This is a genomic window from Paenibacillus swuensis (assembly GCF_001644605.1).
Lineage (GTDB): Bacteria > Bacillota > Bacilli > Paenibacillales > DY6 > Paenibacillus_N > Paenibacillus_N swuensis.
Genome location: NZ_CP011388.1, coordinates 1,796,982 through 1,810,717, shown reverse-complemented (window position 1 = coordinate 1,810,717; position 13,736 = coordinate 1,796,982). Strand labels below are relative to the sequence as shown.

The following is a 13,736-nucleotide window of genomic DNA, read 5'->3' as shown; positions in this document are numbered from 1 at the left end:
TACTAGGAGGCATATACGAATGGGATTTTTCGATAATCATGGTTTAAACTACCGCAAGACAAGAGAGGAAGCCGGTTTCAACAGGGAAGATTTGCACGGCATTCAAGCCGCGGAGAAAGAAGCGACATTATCTTTTGCACGTCATGAAGAGCAGGTGAAGCGTAATTTGGAGCTGGGTCTGGAGGCTGCGGAAAGCATAGGGGACCGCACCATTTCCACATTCAGCCGCGGAGAGCTGCCGCATTATGCCGGAATCAATACATTCCTGAAGATGCCTTACCTTGAAGATGTCAACAAAGTCGGCGATTATGATGTGGCGGTTATGGGTGTGCCTTTTGACATTGGAACTACGTATCGCTCGGGTACCCGCTTCGGTCCGCAGGCGATCAGACGAATCAGTGCCTTATACCAAACTTATAACTATGAAATGGGCGTGGACCTCAGAGAACAACTGAAAATCTGCGATCTCGGCGATGTGTTCACGATTGCCAATATTGAGAAGAGCTTTGATCAAATTTCCAAGGCGGTATCCCATGTTATGGGGAAAGGCACGATGCCGATTATTCTGGGCGGGGATCATTCCATCGGTTACCCGTGTGTGCGAGGCGTGGCCGAGAATGTGGAAGGTAATATCGGGATTATCCACTTGGACCGTCATATCGACATTCAGGAGAAGGATATGGATGAGCGTATGCATACGACACCATGGTTCCATGCGACCAACATTCCGAATGCGCCGGCTGTGAATCTGGTACAAATCGGGATCGGCGGCTGGCAGGTTCCTCGGGCAGGCGTTCAAGTTGGCCGTGAGCGCGGTACGACGATAATGACGATTAACGATGTGGAAACACTGGGGATCGAGAAAGTGGCGGAGATGGCGTTGGAAGTGGCGTGGAAAGGGGCAAAAGCCGTTTACTTAAGCTTCGATATCGATTCCATCGATTGCGGCTTCGTTCCCGGTACAGGTTGGCCGGAGCCCGGTGGCTTCCTGCCTCGCGAGGCGTTGAAGCTGATGCAGCTGGTAGCCAAAGAAGGACTGTGCGCCATGGAAGTGGTTGAAGTCGCGCCTGCTTATGATATCAGCGATACTACGGCATTGTTGGCGACCCGCGCCGTCCTTGATGTACTGGCAACCATGGTCGATAACGGGAAAATTGGAGGGAAATAAAACATGCATATACCTGACGGGTTTTTGGATACGAAGACATGGGTTACGACAACGGCAGCAGGGGCATGCGCTTTAGGATACGCCTTGAACAAATCCAAGCTGGAGCTGTCACGCAAGCAGGTACCCACCATCGCGTTGGTAGGCTCCTTCATCTTCGCGGCTCAAATGATCAACTTTCCGATTGCGGGCGCAACCTCGGGACATTTTCTCGGCGGAACATTGGCTTCGATCCTGTTCGGTCCGGCTGTGGGCATTATCATTATGGCGGCCGTGCTGATCATCCAGGCTTTCTTCTTCCAGGACGGAGGAATCACGGTGCTTGGAGCGAATATATTGTGCACGGGTGTCATTGGTTCGCTCGCCGGGTACGGCATGTACCGGTTGGGAATGGGTGCGATTGGCGGCAAGTTCAGGTTTGCGGTCACGTTTATCTCGGCCTGGTTCTCGCTGGTGTTGGCCGCCGCGTCCGTGTCCTTGCTGCTCATCTGGTCGGGGTACCCCGCCGGCAGTGTATTTACCGCAATGGTCGGCTGGCACAGTATCATCGGAATTGGTGAAGGGGCGATCACGGCAATGGTCGCGGCTTATCTGGTTGAACGTAAAATTACGATTCCATCCGAGGTGACGGCATGAAACAACATATAAGTGATGGGAACAAAGAGTCCGAATATGCTCTAACCCGCAGTAAATGGAAATGGATCGGCATGGTGGCGGGAACGATTGTAATTGCCGGAGTGCTCTCGCCGTACGCTTCTTCCAAACCCGACGGGTTGGACCGGGTCGCGGAAGATCACCAGTTTGCAGATCAAGCTTCGCCCGTGTTCCAGTGGTCTCCTTTTCCTGACTATGAGGCCGGCAGCTTTGCTTCCAATGCCCTCAAAGTTGGGACAGCGGGCGTCTTAGGCATCATCCTGGTCATATCCGTACTTTATGGAATCACTTACTTACTTGCGAAGCGGGGCATGATCCATGATCGGCAAAATAACGATAAATCCAAATGAAGCGGAGCGGTTAAAGGCGATCATCGCCAAACCTGCGCATCGATTATTGGTTATAATGGGACTCCTTATCGGGACCGTCTCTGTAAACAGCCTGGCTGTCCTTAGTTGGACAGCGGGCATTTTTCTATTTATCATGTTGTGGTGCAACGTACCTTTGCGGTATATTGTAAGCCGATTGCTGTTGCTGATTCCGTTTGGGTTGGCAGCGGTGCTGCTGCCTTTCTCAACAGCGGGGGAAGTTGTGTATACGGGATGGTTCGGTCTCCGAGTAACGGCGGAAGGGCTGGACAAATCGGGTCTGATCCTTTTGAAATTGGTAAATGCGAATCTGTTGATTGCTTATTTGGTTGCGGTAACCCCTATGTTCGATTTGATCAAAAGTTTGCGCGCCATCGGTGTGCCGGCCGTCATGGTCGAGCTGATCGGGATGATGCTGCGTTACTTCTTTCTGTTAACGGAGGAAGTCCAGGGCATGGTTAAAGCACAGCGTTCCCGGGGGCTGAACATGAAAGGCTGGTTGTGGTCGGTTGCCACTTATCGCCGGTTTGGTCAGTTGCTGGGCGTCTTGTTCATCCGGGCTTTGAGCCGCAGCCGGCGGATCTACAATTCCATTTCCGCTCGGGGCGGCTTTGAGGTCGCAGGTGTGCCGGATCATGCAGCGGGTTTGCGAAAGGAAGGGGGGCGAGGACGGATGGCGGTCGAGTTAAAGGATGTATGTTATCGCTACGGTGATGCTGAGGTGTTGCATGGAGTTTCGTTCTCCATTGGGCGAGGCGCGAAAGTCGCCTTAATGGGGCCGAACGGAGCGGGAAAATCCACATTGATTTCCCTGCTCAACGGGTTGGAAGAGCCGAGCAGCGGTACCGTTTCCATCTTCGGCGAAGTGTTGACGGCGAAGAACCGCGAGATGGCGAGGTTAAAGCTGGGGGTGGTGTACCAGGACCCCGACGACCAAATCTTCTCCACCACGGTGGAGGAGGACGTCGCCTTTGGTCCGCGGGGCCAGGGGTTGTCCGAAGCCGAGGTGGAGGAACGCGTGAGGGTCGCGCTCGGCTCGGTAGGCATGCGCGAGCTTCGCAAGCGCTCGCCGTTCGAGCTGAGCTATGGTCAGAAGCGCCGCGTTGCAATCGCTGGGGTGCTGGCCATGCGGCCCGATATCATCGTGCTCGATGAGCCGATGGCGTTTCTCGACCCGAAGGGGCGGGACGACCTGCAGTCGCTGCTGGAGGCGATGCACCTCATGGGCATTACGCTCGTGGTGGCGACGCATGACGTCGACTTTGCGGCGGAATGGGCCGACGAGGTGCTCATTCTGAAGGAGGGCCGCCTGCTGGCTAGCGGCGGGACCGACCTGCTCTTCGACGACGCGGTGATTGCGTCGGCGGATCTGCACCTGCCGCGTCTCGCGCGGCCGTTCCGGCTGCTCGAAGGCGTGGACGGCGCGGCGGCGCGGCCGAAGACGGTGCGGCAGGCGGCGCAGATGATGTGGCGTCTCATGGTGAGGCGCTCGGAGGCGGATGCCGCTAACTCGGATGTGCAGAAGAAGGAAGCGGGAGCGAAGTAGCAGTCAGGGGATGATGGTGTGGCTGGAAATGTATTGTATATACCCTATTCCATTATTATGATTCTGGTAGTAATCATGCTCATCGTATTTACTAGTTTAACAAAAAGAACAAAAACTACTAAATATATCATTGCTATTTCTTTACCTATCCTAATTGTGTTTCAATTTTACTTTTGGAATCTAGAGTTCAATGATTTTGCGAAGAGCTTTGTTTTTCCAAGTAAAGAATTTAGATGTGAATATGAGCATGAATTAAAAGATTTATCTATACCACTGCCTGAAAGAACCGTACTTAAAGGAAGAGAAGATGTTTGCAGTCCTTTTTATTCCACTTTTGTTAATGAAGATGAGTTTAGATCCTTCTACCAGGAAGAGTTATTGACGATGAAAAATAAAGGTGAAATTGTTAAATACAAATATCTTGAGCGGAATGATGTTGATGGAGATGGAAATAAGGGTTTTCTTGTAGAACTTGCATCCGGATCTAAAGTTGATATTGTTATTCATAAAAGAGAAGACTCCAACAAATGGTTAATCTCAATTAACTCTATATCAAAATGACTCATTAATTAATGTCCCTGGGGGCATTAATTTGTCATCGCCCTTCGCCTGGACAACAAAGAAGCCCCTCGAACCAGCTTTACGCTGGAATGAGGGGCTTGCTTGCTGTTACAGATACTCCACCTGCAAGGCCGATGCGGCTTTTGTGGCTAGCTCGCGAGCTTGCTTCACAGTGTCGGCTGAGCTCAACGCGACAGCCATGCGGCGGCCGACCTTCGTCTCCGGCTTACCAAACACGCGAACTTGCGTGTTGTCCACCGCCAAAGCTTCCTCGACGCCGCCGATCTTGAACTGGGTTGTATCGCGATCCGCTTTCAACGTGTGCGTCGCACCCGGCGTCAGCAGGCGCACGCCGGTGACCGGAAACCCGAGAATCGCGCGCACATGCAACGCGAACTCGGAAAGATCTTGCGTCACCAGCGTAACCAGCCCGGTGTCGTGCGGGCGCGGCGACACTTCGCTGAAGTACACACCGTTTCCCGTTAAGAACAGCTCAACACCGTACAGGCCGTATCCGCCAAGTTCATCGGTTACGGTCTTGGCAATATTCTGAGCTTCCAGCAATTGCGCCTCGGTCATTTGATGAGGCTGCCACGATTCGATATAATCGCCGTCCTTCTGAATATGTCCGATCGGTGCGCAGAACGTCGTGCCGCTCACAGACCGCACGGTCAACAACGTAATCTCGCTGTCAAAACGGATAAACTCCTCCACGATTACTCGTGTTTTCTTCGCGCGTCCGCCTTCCATCGCCAGTTCCCAGCACGCTTCGGCTTCTTCAAAAGCACGGCATACGCTCTGACCTTTGCCGGAGGAGCTCATGATGGGCTTGATTACGCAAGGCGTACCCATCTTCTCCACCGCTTGCTTCAACTCCTCCAGGGAGTCGGCAAACTCATACTTCGCGGTTGGCAAGCCTAACGTTTCAGCCGCGAGACGGCGAATGCCCTCGCGATCCATCGTCAGGCGCGAAGCGCGTGCTGTCGGGATGATGCGGAAGCCTTCACCTTCCAGCTCTTGCAACGTCGCTGTCGCAATCGCTTCAATTTCCGGCACGATTAGATCCGGCCGTTCTAGTTCAATCACATTGCGCAGCTGCTCGCCGTCCAGCATGTTGATCACATGCGATCTGTGCGCCACCTGCATGGCCGGCGCGTTCGCGTATCGATCCACCGCGATCGTCTCGACGCCTAACCGCTGTGCTTCAAGAATGACTTCCTTGCCCAGTTCGCCGGCACCCAATAACATAATCTTTCTTGCGTAGTGTCCTAGCGGTGATCCATAACTCATTGAAGGTTTCCTCCCAGTCGGCTTAACGCCGTTATGTATTTGTATTGTGTTGTTAATTGTCTCAATGCTGGGTTATCCCATTGACTCAGTATGAGTGATTTTGTGGTTTAATTTTACAATTTAATCCTTTTTCGGTGATTTCACTGTGAAACTATTTTTACAATAAAACCCTTTATGCTTTAATGAATTCGACCGGATAATGTCTGTTTATTCACCATTGCGGGGTTATCCCATTGCCTCAGCACCCGAAATTGCCCCTAATTTCAATAAATCCAAGGGTGACCTGATCGAAAGGGATAAGCCAGCATCAGCGTTGACCAAGAATACACCCAACCTGATCGAAAGGGATAAGCCAGCATCAGCGGTGACCAAGAATACACCCAACTGATTGAAAGGGATAAGCCAGCATCAGCGTTGACCAAGAATACACCCAACCTGATTGAATGGGATAAGCTAGCATCAGCGATGACCGAGCATCCAGCCAACCTGATCGAAAGGGATAAGCCAGTATCAACAGTGACCAAGAATACACCCAACTGATTGAAAGGGATAAGCCAGCATCAGCGGTGACCAAGAATACACCCAACATGATCGAAAGGGATAAGCCGGCATCAGCGGTGACGAAGCATTACCCCGGTCCGTTGCCGGCACCCGCGACTAAGCCTGTTCCCCCGTATCGTATCCGTTCAGTCTGCCGTCCCCGCGAATAGCCGCGCCCAATGCGGCCAGTTTCGGATGAAAGTATCCGTCGCCTGTAAGCTCGTCCCCGTCAGCAGTCCTCAGCTTTAACTCCACACGAATGTCATCACTGTAGCTATACCGGTCCAGCAAAGGTCTGTCGCGAATGCCGCTCACATCCACATACCAATTCCGCGTCCCAAGTTCCTCGACCACGATCAGCTCCGCTTTGAAGAAATCAAGCACATCCATGTTCCCTTTGTTCAACATTTCCATATAAACAATTTCGTACGTCTCCACAAGTGCCCACTCCTTATTGCAAACTGCAACTATAGTTTCATTCTACATCATCCGTCAAAATCCTTGCAAAGCAAAGCAAATCCGACTTTTGAAAAAATATCCATCTAGTTTGTAAAACTTGCAACTTCTCCATTTCTGGATACGTCTGGAAGGCAGAGCGAACTAAAGGGGGACTATGGCTATGTTCAAAAGAGTTTTATGGTGGGTGTGCGTCATCTTGCTAATTACGATGGTCACCGCATGCAGTAACAACGGCAATCCATCGAATGACAGCAGCAAGCAACAGAACGGCAACACAGAAGAAAGTTCTCCGTCCGCCAATGAGAACACATCAACTACGGACAGCGGAGACACGGCGGCCGGCAGTGAAGAGCCTGCTGCAGGGGGCGGGAGCGTAACGGCGGAGAAGGAAGATTCCGGAAACAGTAAGCACAAAGAGAAAAAATCTACTAGGGGCTCCGCGCAAACCAAAGACATTCAAGCAGGACAATTAACCGCTGGCCAATGGAATGATTTAAACGAATGGAAACGCTGGAGCCTGCTGTTACAGGAACAGGATTGGGCAGACGCGGAGCAATATTGGCAACTGTACACCCAGGAGCGTCTCACCGTACAAGTACATTTCAATCAAAAGCCGGTTTCCGACGCCAAGGTGGAGTTGATGAACGCAGACGGGGATTCGTTATGGACGGCAAGAACCGATCGGCAAGGCATGGCCGAATTGTTTGCCGGCGCATTCCGTCAACAGGAGCAAGGTCCGTTCCGGGTAGTTGTACAATCCGGACAAGATCAACGCATTGTGGAGAATGCTGAATTCGAACGCTCCAAGCCCTTGAAGATTGAGATGCGCTCAGCATCCGAAGAGACGGAAGCGGTCGATGTCATGTTTGTCGTGGACACAACCGGCTCCATGGGTGATGAGATGAACTACCTGGAAGCGGAGCTTCAAAACGTTATGGAGCGCGTGGATCAAGACAATAATCAGAAACTGAGTTTAAGGATCAGCGCGAATTTCTACAAAGACGAGGAAGACGAATATACGGTGAAAGATTTTCCGTTTACACGAAACGCAGCCGATGCCGTTGACCAGCTAAGGGCGGAAAGCGCCGGCGGAGGCGGGGACTACCCGGAAGCGGTGGAGCTGGCGCTGGACAATGCCGTCAACGAACATGACTGGAGCACGAAAGCCCGCGCAAGGATTATGTTCCTTGTGTTGGACGCCCCGCCCAGACATAAACCTGATGTTCTGAAGGATCTGCAGCGCACCATCCGAGACGCGGCCGAAAAAGGCATTCGGATCATCCCCGTAGTGTCCAGCGGAATTGACCAAAACACGGAATATGTCCTGCGCACATTCGCTATCTTCACAGGCGGAACTTATGTGTTTCTTACCGACCATAGCGGTATAGGCGGCGATCATAAAGAGGCCGAGGTGGGAGAGTATCAGGTGGAGTATCTTAATGACATGCTGGTTGATATTGTGAACAGTTACGTACAGTAACAGCACTGAACCGAACCGGAAACATTACCCAAATTACATTTATCGCAGGAAATAGGAATTTCATGTCGAATATGTACTTCTTAACATATGAAATAGCAGGTGATTTCCTCATGCGTAACCGTTTTTATGTCATCGGGCCTTTGCTGCTTTCCCTGGCAGGGGCTTTTCTGTTTGCGAGTTTTCCGATCCTTTTGCAGGCGAAAGAAGGGCAGTTGTCCCTACAATGGGAAGAAGCTTATCTCCAGATTCAGCACTATTTCTCAGGGTTGTCCGATGGGTCCTCGTTTCGGTTCTACACCGGCCGAACGGAGCATTCTTTGGCAGAACAGCTGGGTTCCTACTGGTGGCCGTCCTTCTTCTATGTCAGCATCGCGGCGCTCGGGAGCCTGTCCCTTGGCCTCCTTCTCGCATTATCGTTGTACAAGTATCGTAAAGTCCGTAATACGCTTGATATGCTGGTAATCATCCCGGATTTCGTCATCATGATTATGCTTCAACTCTTTGTGGTGCTCTTCTACAAGTCGACAGGGATCCTGCTTGCGCGGATTGCCACGTTCATGTCTGACGAGCCCGCGGTGGCGCTGCCGCTTCTTTCCATGGTGCTTGTGCCCACCTTCTATGTGCTGCGCAATTTGTCTGTTCATATCGACGACGCGCTTACAGCGGATTATATTCGGACGGTGAAGGCAAAAGGATTTAGCCGCGGCTACATTTTGCTCAAACATATGCTTCCTAACGTAATTCCTTACTTGAAAGCGGACTTGCCTAAATTTTTGGGGATTATTATGAGCAACCTCTTTATCGTAGAATATTTCTACAACGTGCATGGCATTACGAAGCTGATGCTGTCCAGCGGTTTTGAGCGTGTTGAGGTATCGTCCGGCGTGCTGTCCGGGTATCAGTTTCCGCTTGTTTTGAACGCTCTTCTTGTATTTATGATTTTGTACGGAATCGTGCTCTGGATGAGCAGGTTGTTTCTTTATGCGCTGGAAAAGGGGGCTAAACGATGAACCGATGGAATGTAACAGGCTTGATCATTGTGGGATTCATCACGGTCATTGCGATCTTTGGTCCTCTGCTGGCGCCGTTTGACCTTGAACACCATGTGACGCCGGGGTTTGTTACCGACGGTGCGGGAGAACAGCAGTACGTGGCGCCGCCGTTGCCGCCCGATCGGACTTATTGGTTCGGTACCGATGTGTTCGGATACGACATCCTTACCCTGATGATGCACGGCGCCAAATATACCTTGGCAGCCGCCTTCATCGTGGCTTTGTTCCGAGTGGTTGTGGGCGCGGGTTTGGGCATGATATGGGGCTATTATCGTAAAGGAAAGCAGCGTGCCCGTACGGAAGGTAATCTGCTAAGCGGAATCCCGATGTTTGTGGTCGTCCTCTTCATGATGTACGGCTTGAGCATCAATTCAACCTTATCTCCGTTGACCCTGACGGTTCTGCTGGGGGTTGTTCTGGTTCTGCTCGGTTTGCCCGCGATTATTTCGAGTACCGCGAACAAGACGCGCCAGATTCAAGAGCAACAGTACGTATTGGCTTCGGTAGCTTTGGGAGCGGGGGATATGCGTACGCTAAGATATCATATTTTGCCCCAAATGAAAGAAAGTTTGCTGATTCTGTTTCTCCATGAACTCATATTGACTTTAACGGTGTTTGGACAATTAGGGATCTTCCACATTTTTGTTGGAGGCACGCTGATGCAGCGGGATCCGGTTCTGTTCACCTCCCTCACCCATGAATGGGCCGGCATGGTCGGCAACGCCAAAGGCGCCATCGGACCGCGGGACTGGATCTTCTTATACCCGATGCTGGGATACGTCACGCTGATTTTCGGATTTTTCTGTGTTTCCAAGGGGATGGAGCAGTCGTTCCGCAACAGATATCATAAGGTGAGCCAGTTGTAGTGGATGTTGACCTATGGTAAAAATAATTTAAAACGTTCTTTCCCTTGTGACCGCTCAGCAGATATGTTGTAATGAACTTAGCCGGCCGGCTGAATCTCGAGGAAAGGAGTGATCGAGTTGATTACAAAGCATGAGGTGATTTTCGCCTAACCCGCGAAAATCGTTCTGCGGAGGGGATGTTCTGGTCCCCTCCCTATATTTTGAAAAAAAGGGTTGCCACAGCCCACACCCATCAGATATTATTGGAATAGATTTGAAATACATAACAGGCGAAAGGAGAGATGATGATCATGACTTTTACAATGATAACAACTGTTGATACCGCTGTAGCCATTACTGAGGTGCTTGACAACTGAATATCTCTCTAAATAGCCGTCTTCCGTTTTAAACCAACTGAAGTTTTACCCAAGGGCGCGCGATATGTATATCGTGTTTTTTTATACCCTTTTTCAGTTCCTCCTGGACGGTATGTCAGGGGGAATTTGTATTTTTAGGCCCTAATGATGAACATGAAAACGAAATCCAAGAAACAAAACCCATTCTACGAAAGAGAGGTAATGAAATATGAATACAATTAAATTTACGGGAAATGCAGCAGGCAAGGCGCGGATGACAGGTAGAGAAGCAGGTACAGGAGTAAAGATGACAGGTGAATTAGGACAAATGAACCCACATAACAGGGAGGAAATATACAATGAGTTACAAGAACGGGAAGCAGATTCTTCCGGCTAGATTGCTGAAGGAATTACAAGAATACATTCAAGGCGAATTAATATACATTCCGAAGAAGGAACAGAAACGCGCAGGCTGGGGCGAGAATAACGGCACTCGGATGGTGATCCAGGAACGTAATTACGAGATTTACAGTCTGTATAAAGACGGCATGCCCGTGCGGGAATTGATCGTGAAATACCATCTGTCGCAGGACAGTATTCGCAAAATCATTATGAAGACACGCGATCTGATCGGTAATCGCGAAGGTTCCGGCGGCGGGAAATCCGCCGAGGGACGGACCAAAGCGGAACAAGCCTCAGTTTCATCCCGGGGGGTGGAACTATGCAGATCTTAATGCTGTTATTTGTTCCGATGAGTGAACACGCCTCGATATGGAACAGGGATGGACTGCGCTATGCGGTTCAATCGGGAATGGGCAAGCGCTTCGGCGTTGATGAGGAATACGAAGAGAACAAATGGCGTTCACGGGCTGTTGATGCGGGGGTGCTGCTATGCAGGTAACTTCTCTTCAGACTTTGGGCTGGCATGAACGTTGGCAAGAGCCGTTCGCACCCTATGCGGAACGTTACACGCTCGGCCGCGTGTCTCTTGAACACAAGCATATGTATAGGGTCATGACGGAGGAAGGCGATTTGCTGGGAGAGGTGTCCGGCAAGCTCCGTCATGAAGCATCGGGGCGCGAGGATTACCCGGCCGTCGGGGACTTCGTGTTGCTTGAAGCACGGGCGTCTGAAGGCAAAGCGACCATCCACGGCATCCTGCCGCGGTTCAGCAAATTCTCGCGCAAGGCGGCCGGCAATACGACCGAGGAACAGATCGTGGCGTCCAACGTGGACACCGTGTTCCTGGTGAACGCGCTCAATAACGATTTTAACCTCCGGCGGATTGAACGGTACCTGATCCTTGCGTGGGAAAGCGGCGCGAGCCCGGTCATCGTGCTCAGCAAAGCCGATCTATGCGAAGAGGCCACCGAGCGGGCCGCGGAAGTGGAAGCCGTGGCGATCGGCGTGCCGGTGCACGTGGTCAGCGCGTGGAACCAGGAGGGGATCGAGGCGTTAACGCCTTATGTGAGCCCCGGCCGGACGGTTGCGCTGCTGGGTTCATCGGGCGCCGGGAAATCGACGCTGATCAATCTGCTATTAGGCGAGCCGGTGCAGGAAGTGCAAGGCATCCGCGAAGGCGACGACCGCGGCCGTCACACGACGACGTACCGCGAGCTGTTCGTTATGCCGGGCGGCGGCCTTCTCGTCGATACGCCGGGCATGCGCGAACTGCAGCTCTGGCATGCGGATGAAGGTCTCGGCGACACGTTCGCCGAGATTGAGGAGCTTGCCGCGGGCTGCAAGTTCGCGGACTGCCGCCACGAGCGCGAGCCGGGCTGCGCGGTGCGCGAGGGGTTGCTTGGCGGCGCGCTGCGCGCCGAGCGGTACGAGAGCTACAAGAAGACGCAGCGCGAGCTGGCGTTTCTTGCGGCCAAGGACGACGTCAAGCTGCGTCTGCAGCAGAAGGAGCGGTGGAAGAAGTTGACTTCCTCCAACAGGAACCGTGTTAACCGCAAATAAAGAACACCGCATCTTCGGAACGCGGACGCCTGGGGGGCGCCGTGCCGGGGATCGGTGTTTTTTTGCGTTGGGGCTTGCTCTCCGGGCCGAATACCGAGAGGTTTGATAACTTCTAGGCAATACCTGTATTTGTGATAAATAAACATGTATTTAAGGTATTCAGTTTAGGATAGAAACGTATACAATTGAAAAGTAAGCGCAACAACGATTCAAATTCCTTGGGAATGAAGCAAATTCCACCAAAGTTTAATAAGGTAATTCACAGCTGTATTAATGATGCTTGACACGAACAAGGGTACCGGAAGAGGGAGGTTCTATGGAGGATATTCGTGTGGGCATTATCGGGACGGGATTTTCGGCAACCTTTCATCTGGAAGCCCTTCGAAGGCTGAATTATGTAAAGGTGATCGCCATTGCAGGCACCTCGCTGGTTAAAGCCCGCCAATGCGCTGATCAATACGGCATCCCCAAAGCTTACGGAGACGCCATGGAGCTCATTCGGGATCCGGAGGTCGAGGTCATTCATAATTGTACTTCGAACGAGGTTCATTTCAAATACAACAAAGAAGTGCTCTTAGCGGGCAAGCATCTATTATCCGAGAAGCCGTTGGCCATGCGTTCATCAGAAACCGCCGAGCTTGCGGACTTGGCGAATCGGAGTCCGGGTATAAGCGGAGTATGCTTTATTTACCGGCATTTCCCTATGGTGACTCAAGCCCGCCAGATGTTAGCGAACGGTGAGTACGGTAAAGTACATCTGATGTGCGGCGGTTACATGCAAGATTGGCTGCTGCACAAGACCGATTACAACTGGAGACTGCATCCGGATAAATCAGGTGTTACGAGAGCGATTGCCGATATCGGTTCCCACTGGTGTGATCTAACTCAATATATTCTGTGCCGAAAAATAACCGAGGTGTTCGCGGACTTACAGATTGTGCACCCTGTGAGGTATGGCCCTGATCAGGCTCCGATAACGGTCTCTACCGAAGATTGCGGAAGTGTGCTTGTCCATTTTGAAGACGGGATTAAAGGTGTTTTCACTGTGTCGCAAGTCAGCGCCGGCAGCAAGAACAAGTTAACGTTTGACCTGTCTGCGGAACATGGGTCTCTGCGTTGGGATCAAGAGAGTCCGAATCAACTATGGGTTGGCCGTAGAGATGTTCCTAACTTCCATATGGACAGGGATCCGCTGATCTTGGGAGCCGACGCCTTATCCTATATTCATTATCCCGGGGGTCATCAGGAAGGCTGGCCCGATGGAGTTAAGAATTTATTCCTAAGCTTCTACAATCGAATTCAGGATAGGAAGCAAGGGGAGGAGAAAGCCCAGTACGGGTTCGCGACCATTTCGGAAGGTCATGGGATTATGAAGATTATCGATGCCATTGTTGAAAGTCATCGGACCCGATCATGGGTAACGGTCAGTGAATGATGATGGAGAAGGGATGGAGGACC

Annotated in this window: 14 protein-coding genes and 1 pseudogene; 13 read left to right on the top strand and 2 right to left on the bottom strand. The window is 51.6% G+C overall.

What is annotated here, in order from left to right:
- Positions 1-19: 19 nt before the first annotated feature.
- Genes SY83_RS07895 through SY83_RS07875 form a run of 5 tightly spaced genes read left to right on the top strand, consistent with a single transcriptional unit; the run spans position 20 to position 4,294 of the window.
- The gene (locus SY83_RS07895) at positions 20-1,168 is read left to right on the top strand and encodes an agmatinase family protein (RefSeq protein WP_068605743.1); all 1,149 of its coding nucleotides are present in this window, start codon (positions 20-22) and stop codon (positions 1,166-1,168) included.
- Between the two features lie 3 nt (positions 1,169-1,171).
- On the top strand, positions 1,172-1,801 hold the full coding sequence (locus tag SY83_RS07890; protein ID WP_068605742.1) for an energy-coupling factor ABC transporter permease: 630 nt from the start codon (positions 1,172-1,174) through the stop codon (positions 1,799-1,801).
- On the top strand, positions 1,798-2,169 hold the full coding sequence (locus SY83_RS07885) for a PDGLE domain-containing protein (protein WP_082882390.1): 372 nt from the start codon (positions 1,798-1,800) through the stop codon (positions 2,167-2,169). The genes SY83_RS07890 and SY83_RS07885 overlap by 4 nt, the downstream gene beginning before the upstream one ends.
- Positions 2,138-3,733, top strand: a complete 1,596-nt coding sequence (cbiQ, locus tag SY83_RS22670) for a cobalt ECF transporter T component CbiQ (protein WP_082882389.1) — start codon at positions 2,138-2,140, stop codon at positions 3,731-3,733. Before SY83_RS07885 ends, cbiQ begins: the two co-directional genes overlap by 32 nt.
- A gap of 18 nt (positions 3,734-3,751) precedes the next feature.
- The gene (locus SY83_RS07875; protein ID WP_068605741.1) at positions 3,752-4,294 is read left to right on the top strand and encodes a hypothetical protein; all 543 of its coding nucleotides are present in this window, start codon (positions 3,752-3,754) and stop codon (positions 4,292-4,294) included.
- A 108-nt stretch (positions 4,295-4,402) separates the two neighbouring features.
- Here the strand turns inward: SY83_RS07875 and purT are convergent, their stop codons facing one another.
- Together purT and SY83_RS07865 are read right to left on the bottom strand one after the other, a co-directional pair.
- Entirely contained in the window at positions 4,403-5,584 is a 1,182-nt protein-coding gene (purT, locus tag SY83_RS07870) for a formate-dependent phosphoribosylglycinamide formyltransferase (RefSeq protein ID WP_068605740.1), read from the bottom strand.
- 657 nt (positions 5,585-6,241) lie between these two features.
- On the bottom strand, positions 6,242-6,562 hold the full coding sequence (locus SY83_RS07865; RefSeq protein WP_068605739.1) for a hypothetical protein: 321 nt from the start codon (positions 6,560-6,562) through the stop codon (positions 6,242-6,244).
- Between the two features lie 181 nt (positions 6,563-6,743).
- On the opposite strand from SY83_RS07865, the gene SY83_RS07860 reads away from it, so the two are divergent.
- The 8 genes and pseudogenes from SY83_RS07860 to SY83_RS07830 all read left to right on the top strand — a co-directional run bounded on the left by SY83_RS07860 (position 6,744) and on the right by SY83_RS07830 (position 13,713).
- Positions 6,744-8,063: a VWA domain-containing protein gene (locus tag SY83_RS07860; protein WP_068605738.1), complete on the top strand. Its 1,320-nt coding sequence runs from the start codon at positions 6,744-6,746 to the stop codon at positions 8,061-8,063.
- 110 nt (positions 8,064-8,173) lie between these two features.
- Positions 8,174-9,073, top strand: a complete 900-nt coding sequence (locus SY83_RS07855; protein WP_197479994.1) for an ABC transporter permease subunit — start codon at positions 8,174-8,176, stop codon at positions 9,071-9,073.
- The gene (locus tag SY83_RS07850) at positions 9,070-9,981 is read left to right on the top strand and encodes an ABC transporter permease (protein ID WP_068605736.1); all 912 of its coding nucleotides are present in this window, start codon (positions 9,070-9,072) and stop codon (positions 9,979-9,981) included. The genes SY83_RS07855 and SY83_RS07850 overlap by 4 nt, the downstream gene beginning before the upstream one ends.
- A 564-nt stretch (positions 9,982-10,545) precedes the next feature.
- Entirely contained in the window at positions 10,546-10,713 is a 168-nt protein-coding gene (locus SY83_RS23050; protein WP_157279819.1) for a hypothetical protein, read from the top strand.
- Positions 10,676-10,945 (top strand): annotated as a pseudogene (locus SY83_RS07845) (CD3324 family protein); the annotation flags it as partial. The gene SY83_RS23050 and the pseudogene SY83_RS07845, both read left to right, overlap by 38 nt.
- Positions 10,946-11,037: 92 nt before the next feature.
- Positions 11,038-11,217: a hypothetical protein gene (locus SY83_RS07840; protein WP_068605735.1), complete on the top strand. Its 180-nt coding sequence runs from the start codon at positions 11,038-11,040 to the stop codon at positions 11,215-11,217.
- On the top strand, positions 11,208-12,278 hold the full coding sequence (gene rsgA / locus SY83_RS07835; protein WP_068605734.1) for a ribosome small subunit-dependent GTPase A: 1,071 nt from the start codon (positions 11,208-11,210) through the stop codon (positions 12,276-12,278). The genes SY83_RS07840 and rsgA overlap by 10 nt, the downstream gene beginning before the upstream one ends.
- A 316-nt stretch (positions 12,279-12,594) precedes the next feature.
- Positions 12,595-13,713 (top strand): Gfo/Idh/MocA family protein, encoded by a 1,119-nt coding sequence (locus tag SY83_RS07830; RefSeq protein ID WP_068605733.1) that lies wholly within the window; start codon positions 12,595-12,597, stop codon positions 13,711-13,713.
- Positions 13,714-13,736 lie beyond the last annotated feature (23 nt).